At 71.5% G+C, this 22,812-nt stretch carries 17 protein-coding genes; 8 read left to right on the top strand and 9 right to left on the bottom strand.

Annotation, left to right across the window (positions count from 1 at the left end; genetic code table 11):
• Position 1 precedes the first annotated feature (1 nt).
• Positions 2-709 carry a transketolase gene (locus ACFVFR_RS04980; RefSeq protein WP_383698197.1) on the bottom strand — a complete coding sequence of 236 codons (708 nt, stop codon included), beginning with the start codon at positions 707-709 and terminating at the stop codon, positions 2-4.
• A gap of 34 nt (positions 710-743) precedes the next feature.
• On the bottom strand, positions 744-2,015 hold the full coding sequence (locus ACFVFR_RS04975) for a LysR family transcriptional regulator (RefSeq protein WP_383698195.1): 1,272 nt from the start codon (positions 2,013-2,015) through the stop codon (positions 744-746).
• A 72-nt stretch (positions 2,016-2,087) separates the two neighbouring features.
• Here ACFVFR_RS04975 and ACFVFR_RS04970 point away from each other — a divergent pair, with 72 nt between their 5' ends.
• Positions 2,088-3,134, top strand: coding sequence for a 4-hydroxy-tetrahydrodipicolinate synthase family protein (locus ACFVFR_RS04970; RefSeq protein ID WP_383698193.1), 1,047 nt, complete (start codon positions 2,088-2,090; stop codon positions 3,132-3,134).
• 477 nt (positions 3,135-3,611) lie between these two features.
• On the top strand, positions 3,612-4,643 hold the full coding sequence (locus ACFVFR_RS04965) for a chitinase (RefSeq protein WP_383698192.1): 1,032 nt from the start codon (positions 3,612-3,614) through the stop codon (positions 4,641-4,643).
• A gap of 101 nt (positions 4,644-4,744) precedes the next feature.
• On the opposite strand, the gene ACFVFR_RS04960 is transcribed toward ACFVFR_RS04965, so the two are convergent.
• On the bottom strand, positions 4,745-5,131 hold the full coding sequence (locus ACFVFR_RS04960) for a hypothetical protein (RefSeq protein WP_383698190.1): 387 nt from the start codon (positions 5,129-5,131) through the stop codon (positions 4,745-4,747).
• Between the two features lie 332 nt (positions 5,132-5,463).
• On the opposite strand from ACFVFR_RS04960, the gene ACFVFR_RS04955 reads away from it, so the two are divergent.
• Complete coding sequence (locus ACFVFR_RS04955) at positions 5,464-6,288, top strand: DUF4157 domain-containing protein (protein WP_383698188.1); 825 nt, start codon at positions 5,464-5,466, stop codon at positions 6,286-6,288.
• A gap of 39 nt (positions 6,289-6,327) precedes the next feature.
• Here the strand turns inward: ACFVFR_RS04955 and ACFVFR_RS04950 are convergent, their stop codons facing one another.
• Positions 6,328-7,398, bottom strand: a complete 1,071-nt coding sequence (locus ACFVFR_RS04950) for an alkene reductase (RefSeq protein ID WP_383698186.1) — start codon at positions 7,396-7,398, stop codon at positions 6,328-6,330.
• 116 nt (positions 7,399-7,514) lie between these two features.
• Here ACFVFR_RS04950 and ACFVFR_RS04945 point away from each other — a divergent pair, with 116 nt between their 5' ends.
• Positions 7,515-7,925: a MerR family transcriptional regulator gene (locus ACFVFR_RS04945; RefSeq protein ID WP_383698184.1), complete on the top strand. Its 411-nt coding sequence runs from the start codon at positions 7,515-7,517 to the stop codon at positions 7,923-7,925.
• 88 nt (positions 7,926-8,013) lie between these two features.
• Here ACFVFR_RS04945 and ACFVFR_RS04940 read toward each other — a convergent pair whose 3' ends face one another.
• The gene (locus ACFVFR_RS04940; protein ID WP_383698182.1) at positions 8,014-9,447 is read right to left on the bottom strand and encodes a hypothetical protein; all 1,434 of its coding nucleotides are present in this window, start codon (positions 9,445-9,447) and stop codon (positions 8,014-8,016) included.
• Positions 9,448-9,681: 234 nt separating this feature from the next.
• Here ACFVFR_RS04940 and ACFVFR_RS04935 point away from each other — a divergent pair, with 234 nt between their 5' ends.
• The 4 genes from ACFVFR_RS04935 to ACFVFR_RS04920 all read left to right on the top strand — a co-directional run bounded on the left by ACFVFR_RS04935 (position 9,682) and on the right by ACFVFR_RS04920 (position 17,539).
• On the top strand, positions 9,682-10,311 hold the full coding sequence (locus tag ACFVFR_RS04935; protein WP_383698403.1) for a LuxR C-terminal-related transcriptional regulator: 630 nt from the start codon (positions 9,682-9,684) through the stop codon (positions 10,309-10,311).
• A gap of 1,116 nt (positions 10,312-11,427) precedes the next feature.
• A complete protein-coding gene (locus ACFVFR_RS04930; protein ID WP_383698180.1) occupies positions 11,428-14,328 on the top strand; it encodes an HYR domain-containing protein in 2,901 nt (966 codons plus the stop codon).
• A gap of 80 nt (positions 14,329-14,408) precedes the next feature.
• On the top strand, positions 14,409-15,185 hold the full coding sequence (locus ACFVFR_RS04925; protein ID WP_383698178.1) for a DUF4255 domain-containing protein: 777 nt from the start codon (positions 14,409-14,411) through the stop codon (positions 15,183-15,185).
• A complete protein-coding gene (locus ACFVFR_RS04920; RefSeq protein WP_383698177.1) occupies positions 15,182-17,539 on the top strand; it encodes an ATP-binding protein in 2,358 nt (785 codons plus the stop codon). The genes ACFVFR_RS04925 and ACFVFR_RS04920 overlap by 4 nt, the downstream gene beginning before the upstream one ends.
• A 27-nt stretch (positions 17,540-17,566) precedes the next feature.
• Here ACFVFR_RS04920 and ACFVFR_RS04915 read toward each other — a convergent pair whose 3' ends face one another.
• From ACFVFR_RS04915 to ACFVFR_RS04900, 4 genes are all read right to left on the bottom strand, one after another.
• Positions 17,567-17,962 carry a type II toxin-antitoxin system VapC family toxin gene (locus ACFVFR_RS04915; RefSeq protein ID WP_383698176.1) on the bottom strand — a complete coding sequence of 132 codons (396 nt, stop codon included), beginning with the start codon at positions 17,960-17,962 and terminating at the stop codon, positions 17,567-17,569.
• On the bottom strand, positions 17,959-18,228 hold the full coding sequence (locus ACFVFR_RS04910; RefSeq protein ID WP_383698174.1) for a hypothetical protein: 270 nt from the start codon (positions 18,226-18,228) through the stop codon (positions 17,959-17,961). The genes ACFVFR_RS04915 and ACFVFR_RS04910 overlap by 4 nt, the downstream gene beginning before the upstream one ends.
• A gap of 111 nt (positions 18,229-18,339) precedes the next feature.
• A complete protein-coding gene (locus ACFVFR_RS04905; protein ID WP_383698172.1) occupies positions 18,340-18,744 on the bottom strand; it encodes a hypothetical protein in 405 nt (134 codons plus the stop codon).
• Positions 18,745-18,948: 204 nt separating this feature from the next.
• Positions 18,949-22,680: an HPC2 multi-domain protein gene (locus ACFVFR_RS04900; protein ID WP_383698170.1), complete on the bottom strand. Its 3,732-nt coding sequence runs from the start codon at positions 22,678-22,680 to the stop codon at positions 18,949-18,951.
• Positions 22,681-22,812 lie beyond the last annotated feature (132 nt).

Below are 22,812 nucleotides of genomic sequence, written 5' to 3'. Positions count from 1 at the left end.
GCTACTTGGGTTCGACGCGGGCGACCACCGCGTGCGGGCGACCCGGGTGCGCGACGGTGTAGGCGGCGTGCAGCGCCTCGTGGTCACGCCCGTCCACGGTGGTGGCCGACCAGCCCGCGGCCTCGAAGCGGGAGGCGATGCCGCCCGGCCAGCCGTGCGTGGCCGAGGCGTTGTCGATGACCAGGGTGTGCAACCGGTCCAGGCCGGCCGCGCCCGCGTACGCGATGGCCTCGTGGTTGCTGCCCTCGTCCAGTTCGGCGTCCCCGATCAGGACCCAGACGCGGGAGTCGGTCAGCCCCTGGGCCCGCAGCCCGAGCGCCGCGCCCACGGCCATCGGCAGTCCGTGGCCGAGCGACCCGCTGGCGATCTCGACACCGGGGACGAGTGTCCGGTCCGGATGGTGGCCCAGCGGCGAGTCGTACGCGCCGAAGGTGGACAGCGACGGGACCGGGAGGAAGCCCTTGACGGCCAGCACCGCGTAGTACGCCATCGGCCCGTGCCCCTTGGAGAGCAGGAACCGGTCCCGGTCGGGCGCGTCGACCTGGCTCGGGGAGACCCGCAGGACGCGGTCGTAGAGCACCCACAGCGCGTCCAGCGTGGACGTGGCGGCGGCGCTGTGCTTCTCGTCCCCGGTCATCAGGCTCATCAGGCGGGGGATGTCGGTGTAGTCGAGGCTGGCGGGCGGGGTGTCGAGCGGCGTGGTGTTCATGGCAGCCAGCGTGCAACTTCAAGCGAGCTTGAAGTCAAGCCCGCCCCGGGCGGCCGGTGCCGTCGGTCACCACGGGGCCGCTGACGCCTCCGCCGTCCCCCAGCGCGTCGTCCGCGACCACCGCGCGCAGCGCCGCCGCCACGGCCGCCACGGCGGGGTGTCGGCCGGCGCCGCTACGGAAGGCGATCTTGGTGCGGCGGCTCATCGCCATCGGCGTCAGCGCCACCTGCGGGGGCGGGTTCACCAGCCCGAGCTGGGGCACCAGCGCCACCCCCTGCCCCGCCGCCACCAGGGCCAACACCGTCGCGAACTCGTCCACCTGGTGTCGCACCCGGGGCGCGAAGCCGGCCGCCTGGCAGGCCCGCATCGTCATGGTGTGGCACAGCGTGCCCGGCGTGGCCGTGATCCAGGTCGCGTCCCGCCAGTGCGCGAGCCCTGGCCCCACGGCGTCCCCGCCCACCGGCGCGACGGACCCCGGAAGCACGGCGAGGCCCGAGGGCGCGTGGATGTGCGAGGGCGTGCCGGGGCGCACGCCACTCGGCACGGAGCCCTGCCGCGCGCCGCCTCGTGGCGCTGACGTGGCCGGTGCGGTGGTCGGTGGGCGCGTCGCGGTGGTGGCCGACACGCCGGATGCGACGGGGGAGTCGACCGTGGTCGACACGGCGTCGCCGGCCCGCGCGGCCGGCACGGGGCCCGCGCCGCTCGCGGCGGTGGCCGGGGCGCCGCCCCGGGCCGGCGCCCCGTCCGTACCGCGTACGTCCGGCGTGCCGTCCGTGGTGATCCAGGCCAGGTACATCGCCTCGGCGCACAGCGGCTCGGTGGCCAGGCCCGGCTCCGTCAGGGAGGGTACGAAGTCGTAGTCGTGCACCAGCGCCACGTCCAGCTCCCCGGCCCGCAGCGCGTCCGCGACCGCCGCCGGATCGACCTCGGAGAGCATCGGCTCCAGCCGTGGATGCCGGGTGGCCAGCGCCACCAGCGCGGCCGGCAGGATGGCCCGGGCCGCCGTGGGGAAGGTGCCGATCCGCAGCGGGCCGGCCAGCCCCTGGCGGGCGTCGACCAGTTCGGCCGCCGCCAGCTCCAGGCGTTCGAGCACCGCCTCCGCGTGCGGCACCAGGCGCCGGCCGGCCGGGGTGAGGGTGACCCGGCGCCCGGTGCGCTCAAGGAGCGGAACCCCCGCCTCCCGCTCCAGGGCGCTCAGCTGCTGGGAGACGGCCGAGGGGGTGAACGCCAGGGCCTCGGCGACGGCGGCGATCGTCCCGCGCAGGGCCAGCTCGCGCAGCAGACGCAGACGGCGGACATCAAGCATCAGCTCAGCTTACGCTCGATGCCAGAAAACCGAACTAGACCTGCATCTTCGGCCTGCGGCAGGCTCGTCCGCATGACGACGCACCTGCCCCTGAACGGGCTCTACACGCCGCTGATCACGCCTTTCGCCGCCGACGGAAGCATCGCCGTCGACGCCCTGGAAGGGCTCGCCCACGCCGTCCTGGACGGCGGCGCGACGGGCATCGTCGCGCTCGGCACGACGGGGGAGCCCGCGACCCTGGACGTGGCGGAACGGCGAACCGTCATCGACACCTGCGCCCGCGTCTGTCGCCAGCACGCGGCCCCCCTGATCGTGGGCGCGGGGTCCAACGACACCCGGGGCAGCGTGACGGCGCTGGCCGAACTCGCCGCCTGGCCGCAGATCACCGCCGCCCTGGTCCCGGTGCCCTACTTCTCGCGGCCCTCGGACGCGGGCGTGCTGGCGCACTTCACGGAACTGGCCGCCAGCAGCCCCGTACCGCTGGTCATCTACCACATTCCCTACCGCACCGGGCAGGCGCTGACCTCCGCGACGCTGTGCGCGCTGCTGCGGCTGCCGGGCGTGGCCGGCATCAAGTACGCGACGGGCGGCGTGGACGCGGAGGCCGTCGCCCTGCTCGGCGACCTGCCGCCCGGGCGCGCGGTCCTGGCGGGCGACGACGTCTTCGCGGCCCCGCTGCTGGCCATCGGCGCCACGGGCGGCATCCTCGCCTCGGCCCAACTGGCCCCCGGGCACTTCGCCGAGCTCGTCGCCGCCTGGCGCGCCGGCCACGTCGAGCGTGCCCGGACGGTGGGGCACGCCCTGGCCGGGCTGTCGGCCGCCGTGTTCGTCGAGCCCAACCCCACGGTCGTCAAGGGGGTGTTGGCCGCCCAGGGACGCATCCCGACGCCGGACGTGCGCCTGCCCCTGTTGCCGGCCGGGCCCGGCCCCGTGCGGGCCGCCCAGCGTTGGCTGGCCGAGGTCACGGCGCTGGACGTACCGACTCCCGACCCGGCGCGGTCGGCTGGCCCCGCCCTCCCCGCCGCGTTCCCGACCACCGCGCCGGCCCCCACCACCTCCCTGACCCCGGCCGGCCCGCCGCGCCCGAACGGCGCGAGGCCGCTCCCGGCGCGCGGGTAGCCGCGTTCGGGCGACCGTGGGAGCGGCGGACGGGGCGGCGGGTGCGGTGTGCGCCCGTACCGCGTGCGGTCCCGCGCGGGGGCGTGCCGCGTGCGCTCGTACCGCGTGGGGGCGTGCCGCAGGTCGCGCGACGGGCGGCGGCCGGGCGGCGGTTCGGGGCGCGCGAAGGGTGGTGTGCGGGGTGGCGGCGTGCGAGGAGTCCCGGCCTGTGCGGGGGCACGGTTCGCCGGTGATCACCTGGGCCGCAAGGGCGCCGGTGGGTCGGCCGATGTGCCGCGCGGCCGGTGGGCGACGGCCCGAGTGCGTCGCGATCTGGGCCGTGACCAGGGGAGTTGGTGATCGGTTCCGCTATGCGGGGCGGGGGCGGGTGGGCGAACTCCAGCCAACAGGAAACTTTCCTAACGTTTCTATTGTCTGGACCATGACAGGCGGCTAGCGTGCGCCACGCCACATCCCCTCACGTGATTGGAGCGTGCCGTGCACCCCCACCTCGCACCGCGTCGCCGTCTCGCACTCGGGTTCGCCGTGGCGCTGACCGCCGCCGGAGTCATGACGGCCACCGCGCAGGCAACACCCCAGGAGTCGGCGCAGCACCAGCCCGCGAAGCCCGCGGGCAGCGCCGCCGTCAGCGGCCTCAACGGGCCCTACCTCTACCTCGGTTGGGGCAACCCGCCGAACGCGACGGACTTCCTCAAGGCCACCGGGAACACCCAGCTCACCATGGCCTTCATCCTCGCCAAGGGCGGCTGCGAGCCGGCCTGGGACGGGCAGCGACCGCTGGCCGGCGGGCGCGACGCCCAGACGATCAAGGCCGTCCAGGCGGCGGGCGGCTCCATCACGCCCTCCGTCGGCGGCTGGAGCGGCAACAAGCTGGGCGAGGCGTGTCGGACCGCCGCCGACCTCGCCGGCGCGTACCAGAAGGTGATCGACGCCTACAAGCTGGACTCGATCGACATCGACATCGAGTCGACCGAGGTCGAGAGCGAGCCGGTCCGGCAGCGGGTCGTCGACGCCCTGAAGATCCTCAAGGACAGGAACCGGGGCCTGAAGGTGTACGTCACCTTCGGCACCGCGCCCAGCGGGCCGATCGCGCCGGGCAAGGACCTGGTGCGCAAGGGCGCCAAGGCCGGCCTGGACGTGGACGGTTGGACGGTCATGCCGTTCGACTTCGGAGCCGGCGCCACGGACATGGTCGCCGCCACCAAGTCCGCCGTGGACGGCCTGAAGAACCTCGTGGCCACCGAGTACAAGCTCTCCAGCGAGGCCGCCTACCGCAAGGTCGGCTTCTCCTCGATGAACGGCAAGACCGACGTCCAGGGTGAGGTCGTCACCCCGGCGGGCTTCCAGGAGATGGTCAACTACGCCAAGCAGCACCACCTGGCCCGGGTCAGCTTCTGGGCCGTGAACCGGGACCGGGCGTGCGCCGGTGGCGGCGACGGCGGTTCGTGCAGCGGCATCAGCCAGAAGCAGTGGGAGTTCTCCAAGATCCTCGCTGGCTACCAGGGCTGAGCCCGTCCCGAGCCGCCGCGACCCCAAGGGCACGGCGGCTCGGGACGCGTCGGGCCTGGGCCGTACCAGGGGCGCGGCCCAGGCCCCCGCTCCACCGGCGCCTACGCGTGCGGCACGACCACGATCTGCACCGCGTCCTCGTAGAGCACGCGCCCGGGATCGGCCGAGCTGAGCCGCACCCAGTCGACGCCGTGCGCCGTCAGGATCTCCAGATAGCCGTCCACGCGCTCGATGAGGTGCCGGGCCGAGCCCTTGAACCACGCCACCGCCGTCGGATGCCGTTCGCGGTCGTAGACGGACGGATCGACGTGTGAGGGGTTGGTGTACGCGGCGTCGTACCAGTCGTTCGCCGCCCGCCGGAACCGCTCCTGCTCCACGGTCAGCCTGCCCTCCCGCGCCAGACCGTTGACCAGCACGAAGACACCGGGAAAGGCCCCGCGTTCGTTGCGCTTCGTGCCCTGGAACCGTAGGTAGGGAACGTGCTGCACCGCTGGCCTCCCTGTCGTCGATGGGGTCGCCCCGGATGATGCCACCCGCCCGCCGCGCGCCGGGACCCACCCGCCGTACGGACGAGCCCTGCGGGTGGGCGAACCCGCCTCGTCGACGGGGCGTCGTACGGGAAGCCGCGCGCCGGGACCCGCACCGCCCGCGCGGGCGCGCCCGGTCGTCGCCCACCGCGCCGGAGCGCCCGCCGCTGCCCGAAGGTGCAGTCAGCGCTGCCCGGCCCCGGCCGGGGGCGGTCCTGGACGGGGAGCGGGGCCGGCGCCCAGGGTTGGCGGGGACAGCACGTCGGGCGGGGGACGCCCCGAGGGAGCCACGGATGCGCGAACACGAGCACGACAGCGACCACGCACACGACCACCACGCCCCGGCCACCGGTGAGACGACGGCCGAGGCCCGCGAGCGAAGCCGCACCCCGCACGTGCTGCGGGCCGCCGTCGCCGGTCGCACCGACGTCGTCGGCCGCTCGGGCATGGCGACCCTGCAACGCGCCGTCGGCAACAGCGCCGTACGCGCCCTGGTCCAGCGCGACGCGCACGACGAACCACCGGAGTCGGCGGAGCGACCACGCTCGTCGGTGCACGACGTGGTGTCCTCCGGCGGTGGCCGGTCCCTGGATCCGGAGACGCGCACGGACATGGAGGCCCGGCTCGGCGCCGACTTCTCCGACGTCCGCGTGCACACCGACGGCGCGGCGCACGACTCGGCCACCGAGGTCGGCGCCCACGCGTACACCGTCGGCACCCACGTCGTCTTCCAGCGCGACGCCTACGACCCGTCCTCCCACCAGGGCCGCACCACGCTGGCCCACGAGCTCACGCACGTCCTCCAGCAGCGCTCCGGGCCCGTCGACGGCGCCGAGGCGCCCGGCGGCATCCGGGTCAGCGACCCGGGGGACCGCTTCGAGCGGGAGGCCGCCGCGAACGCCGAGCGCGTCATGGCCCAACCGCCCGCGACCCCGGCACCCACCACCGAGGCCGCCACGCCGCCGGCCCCGGCCCCGGCGCGGCCCACGCTGGCCCCGACGGTGCAGCGCGCCGAGGACGAGGGCGAGGACGAGGAACCCGCGGACGTACAGGGCGCGTTCGTGCAGCGCGCGGCGGCCAAGCCCGAGGAAGAGGAGGAGGAGACGCCGCCCGAGTAGCGCCCGCCCGGCGCCGCGCCGGGGAGTGGCCCCGCGCCCTCAGTGCCGCAGGCCCGCGTAGTCCAGGTACCCGCGGTCACCGCCCTGGTAGTACGTCGCGGTGTCGGCCTCGCGCAGCGGCGCGCCCAGCCGCAGGCGCTCCACCAGGTCCGGGTTGCCGATGAACGCGCGGCCGTAGCTGATCAGGTCCATGCCCTGGGCCAGCCAGTACTCGCCCCGCGCGCGGTCGGTCTGCGGGCCCACGATGCCCGGTGACGGGTTCATGACGTACGCGTTCGGCCACGCCTTGCGCAGCGTCGCCGCGAGCCCCTCGTCCCCCGCGTGCAGGGTGTGCACGTAGCTGACGCCGATCCGCGCGAGCTCCCGGTAGAGCGCCGTGTACAGCGCGGGGACCTCGCTCTCGACGATGTCCCAGATCGTGCCGGCGGGGTAGAGGCGGATACCGACCCGGTCCGCGCCGACGGCGTCCGCGACGGCCTCGGCGACCTCGACCGGGAAGCGGATGCGACCGGCGACGGAGCCGCCGTAGGCGTCCGTGCGTTGGTTGACGTTGGTGGACAGGAACTGCTGGATCAGGTAGCCGTTGGCGCCGTGCAGCTCGACGCCGTCGAAGCCGGCGGCCACCGCGCGCCGCGCCGCGTCCGCGAACGCCGCCACCTCGCCCGCCACCTCGCCGGTCGCCAGCGCGCGCGGGACGGGAGCGGGCAGCCTGCCGCGCGGCCCGGTGAACAGCTCGGCCTCCAGCCGCACCGCCGACGGCGCCACCGGGCGGAAGCCGGCGACCGCCTCGTGCCCGACCCGCCCGGCGTGCATGAGCTGGGCGAAGATCCGCCCACCGTTCGCGTGCACGGCGTCGGTCACCGGCCGCCAGGCGGCGACCTGTTCGTCGGTGTGCAGCCCCGGTGTGTACGGGTTCGACTGCCCCTGAAGGCTCGGCTGGACGCCCTCGCTGACGATGAGCCCGGCGCTGGCCCGCTGGGCGTAGTACGTCGCCGTCGACGCGGTCGGCAACCCCTCGACCGTGGCCCGCCCACGGGTCATCGGAGCCATCACCACCCGGTTGGGCAGCGCGCGCCCACCCAGCTGGTACCCCTCGAACAAGCTGGTCATCACTGGTCTCCCCTCGCTGTCACGGCCTCGCTGACCGGTCGTGGGCTACGCTAGAACCTGACGTTGACGTCAGAGTCAAGTGTTGTGAGCGAGACCACGAGGAGGCGCGGGAGCCCATGCGCATCGGTGAACTGGCGAACCGGACCGGCGTGAGCGTGCGCGCCCTGCGCTACTACGAGGAGCAGCGCCTGTTGCCCGCGGACCGGGGCTCCGGTGGGCAGCGACAGTACCCCGAAGCCGCGGTCGGCCGCGTCGAGATGATCCAACAGCTCTACGCGGCCGGCCTGTCCAGCACGACGATCCTGGAACTGCTGCCATGCGTGGTGACGGGCGAGGTGACCCCCCTGCTGCTCGACCGCCTCACGAGCGAGCGCGACCGCATCGACCAGCAGATCGCCAGCCTGGTGAGCACCCGCGACCGGCTGAACACCATCATCACCACCTCAAGCGACGTGATGAGCCGGGGCGAGCACTGCGCCACCCACGGCGCCATGCCCGGCGAGTTCGCCCACGAGGACGTGGCGTAGACGCCCTGACCAAGTCACCACCGCCACAGGCGATATGACGTCGCGTCAGATCTGCTGGACGTGGCGGCGGCGCGGCCTCCGGCACGCGTCAGTCGCCGGCGGGCGCGTCGGCGGTCAGGGTGCCACCCAGGAACAGGGACGCCGAGCACTGTGTCGGCCGGGGCGCCTTGACCGGCTTGCCCACCTCGCGACAGCTCACCGAGATGCTGACCCTGCTCCTGGCGGGCACCTGGATGGGGGTGACGTAGTGGTAGTCGGAGTCGCGGAAGTTCTCCAGCGCCAGGTTGAGGATCTGCCCGTCCTGGCTGGAGACGGTCAGGGTGCCGGCGTCACCCTGTGGGTTCTGCACCACGATGTCGGTCAGCGCGAAGGTCTTGCCGGTCGGCACCGTGTACGCGTCCCGCGTCGTGGAGGAACCGCCCACGGCGTCGCGGACCTGCACGCGGGCGCTCTTCGGCGCCGCCGGGCCGCCCGGCTCGCCGGGCCTGCCGCTCCCGTCGCCGGCCGTGCTCCCCTGGTTGGCGCCCCCGCTTCGGCCGCCGTTCTGGCGCTCCTCGCCACCGGTGCCGTCGTTCGCGGCGCCGTCGCCCGTCTGGTCGCCGCTGGCGCCGCCCCCGTTCGTACCGCTGCCGCCGGCCGTGTCGCCGCCCTGTCCCGGCTGTCGGTCCCCCGGGTCGCGCTCGCCCTTCCCGTCGTCCTCGGCGACGGCCGACTGGACCGCCTCCGGCGTGATGGCCTCCCGGGCCGCCGACCGCACGGTGGGCCGCAGCAGCGAGTACCACAGCCCGGCCAACACACCCACCAGCAGCGCCGCGACGATCAGCGCGCGAGGTAACCAGTGGGGCAGGATGGGTTGCTGTTCGTACGAGCCGTCCACCACCACCGGCTCGTGCGCCGGCGCCGAGTCCCCACCCTCCGCCCCCCGGGGCGTCACCACCACCTGGAACGGGTGGGTGACCGGGGCCCCGCGCCACAGCCGGTGCGCCGGCCGTACCGCGACCCGCGCGAACTTCGCCTGGCCCGGGGGGACCGTCAGCCCCGCCGGCTCGAAGGTGACCTTCGCCCGCCCGGTGCCCTCCTGGACACCCAGGTCCAGGGCCAGCCGCGTGTTGCCCAGGTTGTCCACGGCCAGCTTGTGTCGACCCCGCCAGGCGCTGTGCGAGGCCCGGGGCACCAACTCCGTGGCGATCTCGGAGAACGGCAGTACCGTGATGGTCCGTTCGGGCACCAGGGTGTGCTCGGTGTCGTTGGTCGGAATGACCCGCAGGCCGAGCGGCAGCGAGCCGGCCGTGATCCGTGGAGCGCGTGGCGGACGCAGTCGCAACGTCGCGGTCCCCGACGCGCCGGGGTAGAGAGACAGCGCCGCGGGTTCTACTGTGACCCAGGCGGCACAAGGCCCGACCACCTCGAACCGGAACTCCTCGACGGTGGTTCCCGCGTTGCGTACCTGTACGGGGAGATCGGCCTCGCCGCCGGGCTGAACGGAGACGGGCGTGTCGTCCAAGCTGGCCGAAACACTCATGCCCGGACGGTACGGCGTGCTTCACAGGACAGGAGTGGCCGAGCAGGAACACTTTCGGGCAGAACCGGGTTCGCTCTGAGCCATCGCTCCCTTCCCGTGTGAGGAACGGATCGCGCGAGGGAAGGAGCGGCACATCTGAGGGGTGGCACAGAAACAGACCTGAGTGATGGCGCAGGTTTCCGTTCGTGTCAGGTCCATGGCAGATATGGGGGCGGGAAGAGCGATATGCATCCGATGGCAGCGGAGCGCATCCTGGTGGACCTTCGAGCACAGGACCCCGTCTCGCAGGCGGGCGTGGCCAGCCAACTCCGCACCAGACCGGAGGTCCGCGTGGTCGACGCGGACGACGTCGAGGCCGCGCAGGTGGTCATCGTGGTCGTGGACCTCATCGACGACGAGGTACTGAGCCTGCTGCGACAGATCCAACGCACCGGCACGGCGCGCGGCGTGCTGGTCACCACCCACATCGACGAACAACAACTGGTCAGCGCCGCCGAATGCGGCTTCGTCGGCGTCATCCGGCGCACCGAGGCCACCCCCGAACGCCTGGTCCAGGTCATCGCGGCCGTGGCCAAGGGCGAGGGGCACGTACCTCCCGACCTGCTGGGTACCCTCCTCGCGCAGGTCGGCCGCCTCCAGGGCGAGGTGCTCGGCCCGCGCGGCCTCAACTTCACCGGACTCTCCGCGCGTGAGATCGAGGTGCTGCGGCTGGTCGCCGAGGGGTACGACACCGCCGACATCGCGCTCAAGCTCGCCTACTCCGAGCGCACCATCAAGAACGTGCTGCACGCGGTGATGACGCGGCTCAACCTCCGCAACCGCTCCCACGCGGTGGCGTACGCGCTCCGCCAGGGGCTCATCTGACCCGGCGCGCTACGCGCGGATACCGGCGGGGGGACAGGCCGACGGGACGGCCCCGCGGTGACAGCGCTTGAGGTCACGGCTGTGCTGGCGGCGACTTCGGTGATGACAGCCGGTTGTGACGGCCCCGGTTGTGGCGACCGTGACTGGGTGGCTCCGGTTGTGCTGGTTGTGTTGGCTGTGTCGACCGGCATGGCGTGGGCCGTGGGTGGGTGGCTGTGCCGGGTGTGGCCGTACGTCGGAGAAGGCTGTGAGGGTGGGGCGTGGGGGGCGGGGTTGGTCGTGGGTGTGACGGTGGTGGGTGGGTGGGGGCGCCGGTGATGGTTGTGCTGTGTGTGGCTGGCGTCGGCGGCGGGGTGGCCGTCTGTGGGTGTGACGGGTGTGGCTGACTCGGGTGGGCCGGTGACCTTGGGTGGCCCGCGCGCGGCCGGGCGGGGCGGGTGGCCGGGTAACGGGGTGACGGGCTGGGCGGGTGGCTCACGTCGGACGTCGGGGTGCGGGGTGTGCACCTTCGGGCAGGTTGCGTACCCGAAGGGCTGGCTCGCGCCCCGCTGTCGGCGGTGGTCGCGACGGCGAGGCTGGTGCGCGGCGCGTTGGCCGGTCCGGCCCCAGGCCGCCGCCCGGGCCGCAGGTCGGCGCCGGCCATCTGACAGGGCGCACCCGACGCCGGCCGAGTCCGGTCCTGGGCGCGGCGGGAGTTGAGGCCGGCGCGGGCCGTGCGGCCGTTGGCGCGTATGGGCCGGGAGCGGCACCCCGGCCGGGGCGTGCCGCGTACGACGTCCGCGTACGACGTGGGCCGGGCGTGCCGCGTAGGGCCCGCGACACGGGGTGGGGCGCCGGGCGGCGCGGGCCGGGCGATGCGGATGCGGCAGGGGTGTCATCGACCGAGTGGGGTGTTCTGTGCGGGGGCGTGAGCGCTTTCCAACACGGGCCGGAACCGACACCGAGGGCCGGGCCCGCTGGTGGCCGGCCCGGTGGCGGCCGGGCGGACGGCGGGCCGGCGGGCGCGTCGAAGCCCGCGACGGTGGCCACGCGCCCGGCACGAGCCCGGCGCGCGCCGGCGCCGAAGCGGCCGGGCGACGCCACGCGTGGCACGGCGAACGGCCCGAACGCACCCATGTGTTCCGCGTCGCCGCGCTGACCCTGGCGCTGCTGCTCGCGGTCAGCGTCGTACCGGGCGCGGCCGTCGACCGTGGCTCACCCGGCCCGGACGAGGGCGTCACCCCGGCCGTGGTGGAGCGCGCCCTCGATCCGGGGGAGTCGGTCGAGGTGGTCAAGGAGGTACGCACGCCCGTGGTGCCGCCGCGACCGGACGTGGTGTTGCTCGCGGACCTCACGCTGAGCATGGACGCGACGCTCACCGCGTTGAAGCGCGGGTTCAAGGACATCGCCCAGGAGGTGCGCGCGGCGCAGCCCGATTCCCAGTTCGCCGTGGCCAGCTTCGGGGACCGGACGGACCGGGCCCGGGCCTTCGAGGTGCCCCAGGGACTCACCCGCGACGTGGCGGCGGTGAACCGGGCCGTGGACGGCCTGGCGGCCGAGCTGGGCGCGGACAGCCCGGGGCCGGCCGAGGACTGGATCAACGCCCTGTGGCAGATCGCGAATGGCGCCGACGGCAGGACGAGGTTCCGCGAGGACGCGAGCCCGGTCGTGGTGCTGGTCGGGGACGCCTCCAGCCACGACCCCAGCCTGGGGCACACGCTCGGCGACGCCACCAACGCCCTGCGGGACGCGGGTGCGCGCGTCATCGCCGTCGACGTGACCACCTACCTCGGTGACGGCCTCAACGGCAACGGCGACAACGGCAACGGACCCGACCAGAACGGGGAGCCGACACACGAGCCGAACCAGGCCACCCAGATCGTCGAGGCCACGAACGGCAAGTTCTTCGAGGGCATCGACGCCGACCAGGTCGTCGAGAGGATCGTGGAGGGCCTGACCAACCTGCCCACCACCGTCACCCACCAGCCCGCCACCTGCCACCCGTCCCTACGCGTGCGGCTGGAACCGGAGTCCCAGGAGGTGACGAGCGGCGAGGTGGCCAGCTTCCGGGAGACCGTCGAGCTCGCCGCCGACGCGCCTCAGGGGGCGAGGGTGGCGTGCGGCGTCCAGTTCCTGCTGGACGGCAGGGTCCCCGACCCGGACTCGACCGTGCACGCGAACCTCTTCGACGACCCGGCGCGGGAGCCCGCCGAGGGCGATGACGGGGGCGTGGCCGACGGCCGCGACGAGCGTGACGCCGTCGCGGGGCTGATCGGTGGCGCCGGCGTAACCGACGAGTGCGCCGAGGCGGTGGCCGACGGCCGAAGCGGCGCCTGCGGCGGGCACACCCACGACGGCACCCCCATCGGCCAACCCCACGCCGGTACACGGGGCGGCACGAGCGACATCACGCACGGTGGTACGAACGGCTCCACCGGGGGCGATCCGGCGGTCGGCGGCGTGATCGGCGGCGTGATCGCCGGTACCCACGGCGGCCAGCACGGTACGTGGACGGGCGGTGTGCTGGGAGGTACGACCGCGACCGGCGGTCACCACGGGGGCCAGCACGGCGGGCCCGGGGGTGACCCCGGAGGTCCGGGCGGTGACCCGGGTGGGCCTGGTGGTCCGGGTGGTGATCCGGGTGGGCCCGGCGGCGACCCGGGCGGCGATCCGGGTGGTCCCGGTGGTGACCCCGGTGGGCCTGGGGGTGACCCCGGGGGTCCGGGTGGCGATCCTGGTGGGCCGGGCGGCGACCCCGGTGGGCCGGGTGGCGATCCGGGTGGTCCCGGTGGTGACCCCGGTGGGCCTGGGGGTGACCCCGGTGGGCCTGGGGGTGGGCCGGGTGGCGATCCGGGTGGTCCCGGTGGTGACCCAGGCGGGCCAGGCGGCGACCCTGGCGGACCGGGTGGCGATCCGGGTGGCCCCGGCGGTGAACCCGGTGGTCCGGGTGACGGCCCGGGCGGTGACCCGGGTGGCCCCGGTGGTGACGGTGACGACCCCGGTCCCGCGCCCAACTACCGGCAGCGCGTCACCATCGACGTCAACGACGTGACCGCACCGGTGGTCGTCGTCGACGACCGTACGGCTGACGCGCGCGACGACAGCGGCGTGCGGATCACCTTCCCGGCCACCGCCGTGGACCAGGTGGACGGTTCGCTGCCCGTCACCTGCGACCCGCCGTCCGGGTCGCTCTTCCCCGTCGGCAGGACGGCGGTCACCTGCACCGCGACCGACTCGGCGGGCAACGAGGGCACGGGCTCGGCGACCTTCACCGTGTTGCCCGCCCCGGAGCCACCCGACCCACCCAACCCCCCGGACCCCTCCGATCCGCCCAGTCCACCCGACCCCTCCGACCCACCCAACCCACCCGACCCGCCCCGGCCGCCCCGTGCCGACGTGGCGGTCCGCGCCAGCGTCGTACCCGCCCGTGGCTACCCGGGCCAGCGGATCACGGCCGGATTCGTCCTCACCAACGCCGGCCCCGACATCGCGCGCGACGTCGTCCTCGACACCGCCTGGCCGCGCCCCGGGGACGCGCGCGAGCTCACCCTCACCTCCCCGACAGCCTGCACCCGCCGCGACCCCTGCTCCCTCGCACCAGGCGGACGGCTCGTCGTGGCCCAGACGGCGACGTACCGGACAGCGATCAACGGCGACGTCCAGGCATCCGTTCGCGGCTCCCTCGCCGACTCCGACCCACGCGACAACCGCGCCACGGCCCGCGTCCGTGTCCTCCAACCCAAGCTGGCCATCACCCCCGGGGTCGGCAGGCCCGGCCAGGTGGCGATCGTGCGGGGCACCGACTTCCCGCCCGGGGCAGTGGTCTCGCTGTCCTGGAAGCCGGGCATCACGGCCGCGCGCTCGTCGGTGCGGGTCGGCGGGGACGGCATGTTCACCGCGCAGATGCTCGTCCTCCGCAAGGACCAGCTCGGCCCGCGCGAACTACGCGCCCACGTACGCGGCCTGGACCGGCTGACGAAGCCGTTCCTGGTGGTGCAACGCAACCTGCGGCCACCGGACTTCGCCGGCCGAAGCTGACCCGGCGCGCCCGCCACCGCGCGGGCGAACCCACGGCCGTGACAGGCCAGCACGTACCGACGTACGAGAGAGGCGGGGCCGTGATCCACGAGGTGGACGAGGTGCTGCGCGCGCTGTTTCGCACGGACGTCCTGGCGGGCGCCCAGATCGCTGTCGTCTTCGACGCGCCCACCCGCGAGTGGGCGGCCAAGGTCAACGCCCCCACGGTCAACCTGTACCTGTACGACATCCGGGAGGACATGCGGCTGCGCGAACGCGGCCTGCACAACGAGTACGACGCGCGCGGTGTGGTCGTGGCCCGCCGCCGCCCGCCGCGTTTCTTCAAGCTCTCGTACCTGATCACCGCCTGGACCAAGCGCCCCGAGGACGAACACCGCCTGCTGTCGTCGCTGTTGACGTGCCTGCTCCGGCACGAGTCGCTGCCCGCCGAACGCCTCACCGGCACGCTCGCCGAGATCGGCGTAGCCGTCCCGATGACGGTGGCCCTGCCGCCGCCCGAGGACCGTTCCTTCGCCGACGTGTGGAGCGCGCTCGGCGGCGAGCTGAAACCCTCGCTCGACCTGGTCGTCAGCGTTCCCGTCACCGAGTCCCCGATCTACCCGGCGGGCCCGCCCGTCACCGACGAGGGCCTACGCCTCGGCTTCGCCGACCACGACCCGCAGGCGTCGACAGGCGAGGGACGCCCACGCGAACGCACGCCCAGCGGCGCCGAGTTGCCCCTCTACGGCCGCCAGCCAGGGCGCCCCGACCTGGTCATGCCGGACCCCGCCACCGGCAAGCCCGACACCGAACCGGGCGCCGCTCGGCGACGTCGGGCGGGCATCCGGCGCCGTATCGCGGAAGAACGGCGCGGATGAGCGGGGAGTCCACCGACCCCGCCGCCGAGTTGAGCCTGCGTCACCTGCTGGCCCGAGCCGCCCTCATCGAGCAGCGCGTACGCCGAGCGGTGGACGCCCGCCAGACCACCGACCCCCACCCGGACGACGCGTTCCGCGGCCTCTACCTGGACGACCAGACCGTACGCCGCCTCCTGGACGAGGGCCGCACGACCACGGGCCCCGACGAGGCGGACGCGGACCGCCTGGCGGCGGCCGAGGCATGGGCGGACCAGGCGGACGCGCTGCGGGCCGGCTCGGGGGTGGCTGGCTCCCGGATGGCTGACTCGGGGGCGGCCGCGACGTGGGCTGGCTCGGGGACGGTGGGGTCGCTTCGTAGGGTTGCTGGCACGGAGGTTGGGCCCGAGGCCGGCGCGACTGGGGTTGGTGTCGGCGTACGGGTTGGCGCCGGCGCTGGCGACGAGGCTGGCGCGGACGCGGGTGTCGAGGGTGTGGCTGAGACCGGGACCGGGCCTCCGGCGCACGCGTCGGGACCGGGCGGTCGGCCCACCCGTCTCCGCGCCCTCACCCGCGAGTTCGGCCTGACCGCGCTGGATGTGGAGATCCTGCTGATCGCGCTGGTCCCGGACCTGGACGACCGCTTCGAGCAGTTCTACGCGTACCTGAACGACGACGTCACCCGGCAACGCCCCACGGCCGGCCTCGCGCTCGGCCTGTGTGGCGTGTCGGCGGCCGACGCGCGAGCGCGGGGCCGGCTGGACCCGGCGGCGCCGCTACGCGCCGGCGGGTTGCTGTTGGTCGAGGAGCCCGACCGCCCGTTCCTGGCCCGTGCGTTACGCGTCCCCGACCGGGTGACCGCACACCTGTTGGGCCATGACACCCCCGACACCCGGGTGGCCGACCTCCTCGCGTCGTGGCACGGCGACCCGGGTACGGGTTGGCGGCGGACTCCGGGCGCGGGCGACCCGGCACCGCTGGCGAGGGCCATCACCAGCGGCGTCGGGCTGACCTACCTCCGCGAGGAACAAGGCGGCGCGGGCACGGCACTCGCCACGGCGGCACTCGCCCGCGCGGGCCGCGCCGTCATCGGCGTGGACCTGGAACGCCTGGCCGCTGACCCGCATCCGACGGACGCCGTACGCGCCCTGGTCCGTGAGGCCCGCCTCACCGGCGCCGGCCTGGTCGGCGCCCCCATCGACCCGTTGACCAGGGAGAAACCGGAGGTGATCCGCCTCGTCGCGGAGGCCGATCTGCCCGTGATCCTCGTCGGCCGCGCCCCCTGGGACGCGACCTGGTCGGCCCGCCCGCCCCTCCTGCTGCCCGCCCCCAGGGTGGGGCCGGCGGCGCGGGCCGCGCTGTGGGAGCAGGCTCACCCGGCGCCGCTGGCCGCGGGCCTGGACCTCACCCGCGTCCTGTCACCCTTCCTCCTCACCCCGGCGCAGGTGGCTCAGGCGGCCCGCAGCGCCGCGCAGGTCGCCACCCTCAACGGCGGCGAGGTCCAGGCCGATGACGTACGCGCCGGCGCCCGCGCCCAGAACGCCGCCGGCCTCGACCGCCTCGCCCGCCGCATCGAACCCGCCGTCACCTGGAACGATCTGGTCCTCCCCACCGACCCGCTGGCCCAACTCCGCGAACTCGCCGCCCGCGCCCGCCACCGCGACCGCGTCCTGGGCGAATGGGGCATGCGCCCCGGCGGCGGCCGTGGCCGCGGCGTGGCAGCCCTGTTCGCGGGCGACTCCGGCACGGGCAAGACGATGTCCGCCGAGGTCATCGCGGCCGACCTGGGCCTTGACCTCTACACGGTCGACCTGGCCACGGTCATCGACAAGTACGTCGGCGAGACGGAGAAGAACCTGGAGAGGATCTTCTCCGAAGCGGCCGGCATCAACGGCGTCCTCCTCTTCGACGAGGCCGACGCGATCTTCGGCAAGCGCTCGGAGGTCAAGGACGCCCACGACCGCTACGCCAACGTCGAAAGCGCCTACCTCCTCCAACGCATGGAGTCCTTCGACGGCCTGGCCATCCTCTCCACCAACCTCCGGGCCAACCTGGACGACGCGTTCACGCGCCGCCTGGACCTGGTGGTGGACTTTCCGATGCCGGACGCGGAGCAGCGGCGGGTGTTGTGGGAGCGGTGCCTGGGCCCGCTGTTGCCCCGAGCCGAGGGCCTGGACCTGGACTTCTGCGCGGAGTCCTTCGAACTGGCGGGCGGCAACATCCGCTCGGTCGCGGTGACTGCGGCGTATTTGGCGGCGGAGTCCGGCGGGCCGGTGCGCATGGAGGACCTGATCCATGCGGTGCAGCGCGAGTACCAGAAGCTGGGTCGGCTGACGTTGGCTTCGGAGTTCGGGGAGTATGTGGGGTTGTTGGTGTGAGCTTGCTCTGATGGTGCTGTGGGTGGGTTAGACCTTGGTGATGGTGGCGGCCTTGCCGCACAGCATGCGCAGGTCCTCGGTGTCCGAGGTGAGTACGGTGACGGGGCCGGGCTGGCGGAGGGCGGTGGCCGCGACCATCGCGTCGATGGCGTACTTGTGGCCGGCGAGTTGGCCGGCGTCCTGGAGGAGCGTGACCGCGTGGGCGGCTATCTCCTTCGTCACGGGCTCAACCACGAGCCGCGAGAGCGCCCACGCCATGCGGGCCTTGTGCACGCCGCCGGGGTCGGCCTCCACGATGGTGACCGCACTGACGAGGACCCGAACATCTCGCTTGGCGGCTACCGCGAGGAGGGCGGTCATTTCCTTGTCGGCGCGCAGGTAGAGGGACAGGGCCTCACTGTCGAGCACCCAGGTACTGCTCAAGCTGCCGCCTCCGTGCTACCGCCGAACATCTTCTCTTCGGCGGCCCGGATCTCCTCGTCGGTCAGCGGTCCGTGAATCTCCTCGTTGGCCGCGATCAACTCGGCCAGGCCGTCGCGTTCGATCTGACGCTGTATGGCGGCCTCGACGTACCCGGACACTCCGCGCTTGCCGACCCGGGCGCGCACCGCCTCGATCGTGCCCTCGTGGACGGACACCGAGACGGACATGGTGGGCCCCTCACCGGGGGCGTAGGGGGAAGTGGGCATGCTTCACTCTAACAAAACTTCTACGATAAGGGTGCTGGATATCGGGCCTCGGCCCTGCCCCATGTGACGGGTGAGTCCGACGACGCTGCTGTCCGCGAAGATCGACCCAAGCTAGCAGGCGCGCAATACGGTGCCGTCTTGTGTCTTCAGTTCGATGACCCGGGCAAGCATGCTTGAGTAGGACTCAAAAGCAGCCTGAATGCTTGCGTCAGCGGGTTCACCAGCTATGTGAGCAGAGAAAACATCTTCTCCGGTGAACTCGAATATCCGTTCGTCATCCGGGTTGGCTAGGTCGACTGCCAGATAGGAGCGATCCGAGCCATACCACGATCCGACCGTATAGCTGTGAGCCGGGCCGGTGAACATCTCCATCTCCTCGTCCCCCGTATTCCCCAGCTCGATGCGGTACCAAATAGGGGTGGTGAGGTCTGACTTACTACAGTCATAGTCATAGCCGTCAAAGCGTGCCAGCATTGGCGGGCGGGTGAAGGCTAGGATCTTTCTGCTTTCTCGCAAATGTGCTGGTATCTTTACTGAGTCTCTAGCTTCTACGCTGTTTAGTGATTTGACGGTGTCCCTCGTGAAGCATGTGCTGGGGAACCGCTCGATAAACTTTGTGTAATTATCCTTGTGTTTCTTGGGTAGTCGTGAGCGTTGTATCCGATTCAAAGCTTCGGTTGCGCTTCGTGTCGCTTTCCTGTTCCGAGATTCTCCCATTTTTCAGCTCCACTTATCGAAGTCCTTCACTACTTCGCTGAAGTTGCGCTGCTGATCATTGGCTGTAATGGCTTGTTTGTCCTTGTCCTTGCATCCCGGGTGGATGTCGTACGGGTACGAATCATTTCCGTTCCAAATCCACTCCTCCATGCGTGTTCGCAACTCGGAGACGGCTTCCTTAATGGTGCTACTGTTTTTGAAAGCGCTCCCTAGTGACGAGTGAAACGCGTACCGGCCTCTCGTCATCGGATGGTCTGTGAAGGACTCCCTGCCAATTCTGCCGGTGAAATAGACTGCGCCCACGTGGCCTTGGGGAATGCTGTATTTCTTCGTAGCCTTCGATGCTGTGCGCGGTTGGGCCTTGGGGTTAAAATAGACTAAATATTGCGTGTGGCTGCGTAGCCCGTGGTGTACCTTTAGCCATTCAGCCCCGTCAGTGTAATTTGTGACGTCTCGTGCGCGCTCTACGACGGCGAGAATCCACTCAGTTGGAATCCACTCGTGATGCCCATCGACTGCACTGCGGAATTTGTCTCCCACATCCGCTCTGACCTTCGCGTCGGCCCAGGTTTCCGTGAAAAATGTCAGATCGACTTTGTAGTCCTTGCCGGAAACTCGCACGGTAATGGTCTCTCCCGCAGTCATCTTCTGCAAAAATCTTATGATGGGGCTTTCGTTTGAATCTTTCGCTGCCTTGATGGCTGCACGAATTATTTCTTTTTTCTCTGCGGTGCTGAGAGACGCGACACCGACCGTGCTTGCTGGGCTGGCTTTTGCTGTGATGACGTAGCGATCGCTGGTGCCAGCCTGCGTGGCTTTAAGTGATCGAAGCCCTTGGGGTCGCAATGCACTGAATACATTGGCGACAATCGTTTCCAGTTCCTGTTTGCTTCCTAGTGGTTTAGCTGTGGGAGCCGATAGCATTTCCCGAGCGAGGCGCTTCACGTCTTCACTCTTCTTGCTTTCTCTGGAGTCGGAGGCTTCGCTTTGCCTTCTGCTGCTATCCCTATTTCGTGCCCTCTCGGGGGAGCCGTCCGGTTGTTGTTGTTTCCGCTTCTGCGACCCTCCCTTGCTGTCGGTTTCTTTTCGTGCTCTTCCTTTTGGGTCACGCTTGGGGTCGGTCTTTCTCCTCGCGTCCCCTTGCTTCTCTTTCTTTTTTCCTGCACTATTCCGCAACCGCCCCCATATCGCCTTCCCCTTCCGCGCAATCACCCCCACCAGCTTGTCAATCGCCCGCTTCACCGGCCGCCCCGCAGCCCGCAGCACGCTCTTCACCTTGTTGGCCAGCCCGCCGACCCCCACGAGCGCGGCCAGGAACCCGATCAGCAACGGAATGCTCGCCGCTAGTGCAGCCTCGACCATCTTCGGGACCCCGGCGCTACCTCCACCCGCAATAGCGATCACCGCATCAAGGACCGCGTTGACGAACTCCACGATCTGCGCACCCTGATTAACGATGAAAGTAATAATGTCGATGATGCCCTTGACGGCCCGCACGAAAGCCGAGGCCGGCGTCAGCAGCGAAACGATCCACGAAATGCCCGCGATGATGACCGTCGGCACCAGATAAGCCTTCAGGTCATCCAGGATCTTGGTCTTCAGGTCACCCGTATCGGCCTGGATCTCATCCATCGCCCCGGCCGGGCCCTCCCGCGACAGCGCGCCCGCCACCGGCACGGACTGTTCGACCTTCTCCATCGCCGGCTCAGGCACCCCCTTGGCGACGATGCGGGCGCGGAGGTTGTCCCAGGTGAGGCCGAGCATGGAGCCGACGAGTTGGATGATGCCCTTCATGTCGAACTTGGCCGGGATCTCGATGCCCTCCTTGGTGGCGGTGCCAAGGAGCCAGGCGACCAGGCCCTTTTTCAGGTGGTCGAGGATGTTGGAGGTGAAGAGGTTGAGGCCGGCGCTGACGGCCTTGACTAGGTTGCCCAGGAAGCCGATCGGGTCCTTGATGATCTTGCCGATGGCGGAGGCGGCCTTGGCGAGGATGCCCATCAGGAGGTTCTTCAGCTCCATGATGGTCTTGATGGCCCCGACGATCGCGTCCCTGGCCTTGGCGATCAGGCCCTTGTTCGCGTCCTGGAGCTTCTTGATCTCCTCGTCGACCTTGTTCAGGGCCTCCGTGTACTTCTGGGCCAGGGTCTGGACCAGCTCGTCCGACTTCTCGTTGACCTTGGTTTCCAGGTCCTCGAACTTGCCCTCGAAGTCCTTCGCCGCCTCCTGGCCGTACTTCTTCAGGTCCTCCGGAAGCTTGTCGACCTCGGCCTTCAACTCCGAACGACCCTGCTTGATGCGGGCCTTGGCCTTGCCGAGTTCCGTGCCGATCGTGTCGGCGATAGAGGAGATGACGCCCCGCATCTTCGAGACGTAGAGCTTGCGCGACTCCTTGAAGATGTTCAGGCCCTCTTCCGGGAGGCCCTTGAACTTGTCCTTGACCCAGCGGAGCTTGCCGCGGAAGCCCGAGTAGCGCTTGTCCTTGTACTTCTTCATGCGGCGCTTGTGGTCGTCGGTGAAAGCGTCCTTCGCCGCCTTCTCGCCCTTGGTGAACTGGTCGTCCACCTTCTTGTCCAAGCCCTCAAGCGTGGACTCGACGTCTTTCCTCGTCGCGTCGAAGACCTTCTGCAGCTTGGCGGTGACCTCTTCGCGCTTCTTCTCGTCCTTCGACTTGGTCTCGCCCTTGCCGCCGTCGACCTTCTGGCCCGCCTCGCCGCGCGTCGCGGTCAGAGAGGCCATCGCGCTCGCGCCGGCCGCCGCGGCGCCCGCCTTCGCGTCCGCCAATTCCGCGTCCTCGGCTCGACGGCTCGCCGGACCGGCCTTCCTCGCGTCCTCCTCCGCCTTCTTCTTCTCGCTCAGCGCCTCGTCGAACTGCGGCTCGTTGCCCTTGGCCAACTGCTCCTCGGTGACCTCGGCATCGGCCATCGCCTTGTCGTTCTGCTTCGGCCCGTCGGAGAAGTCCGTCACCGCCGGCGGCTGCTTGTCCGGGACCGCGTCGTTCGCGCTGGGGGCGCCCGGGTTCCCCGGCGGCTTGTCCGCCGTCATCGGGGTGACCTTCTTGCTCTTGGCCTTCGAGGTGTCGGGGGCGGCCCGGGTGGTGGTCTCGATGTCCTTGGCGGAGGTCTTCTTGCCGTCGGTGACCTTGCCGTTCACCTGCTCCTTGACCTGGTCGGCCTTGCCGGAGTCGGCGAACTTGTCGGCCTCGTTCAGGTTTTTCGGCGCCTGGTCGGCGATCGCCTTGTTCACCGCGTCGATGAACGCCTGCTTGTCGAACTCGCCCGGCTTGGCCGCGTTCATCTTCTCGGCCTGTGCCGCCTTGCCCTGGGCTTCCCTGTCGTCCGGCGGCGCCACCGCCGCGTCCTGCGCGGAGCGCGACTCCGTCGTCGCCGGCTGGTGCCGCTTGACCGTCTGTTTCTTCGTCCCGACGTCCGCCTTGACCCGCCGGAAGCCCGGCGCCTGCGCCGGGGAGGGCTTCACCGGCGCCGCGTACCGCTGCGCCACCAGGCGCGAGACCGCCGCGTTTCCCGCCGCACGCTGCAGACGGTGCAGACCGCGCCGGTCCAGGCTCGGTCCGCCGGGGACCGGGGTGGGTGGCGTACGGACAGCGCGTGACACCCCAGGGGTCACCTCGGTAGCCGGCGTCACCTCGGAAACGGCGCCCGTATGCTGCCCCATGGCGGGCACACCCGGATGGGGGCGCTGGCGCGCGGTGGACGGCACGTCGGGTGTGCTCTTCACGGCGACACCTGGCTACCGCCCGGAGGTTGTGCTCGCTGTGCGCCGCCTCCGGTGTTCCCAACTCCCCGCGCGCGCAGTGGACATGAGCGTCAGGATGAGGCCCCTCGCGGCGATCGGCCGCGAGGGAAAAGG

It is taken from the genome of Streptomyces sp. NPDC057702 (assembly GCF_042799315.1).
Taxonomy (GTDB): Bacteria; Actinomycetota; Actinomycetes; order Streptomycetales; family Streptomycetaceae; genus Streptomyces.
Note: the sequence above shows the minus strand (reverse complement) of the source record. Positions and strands in the feature narration are given on the sequence as shown.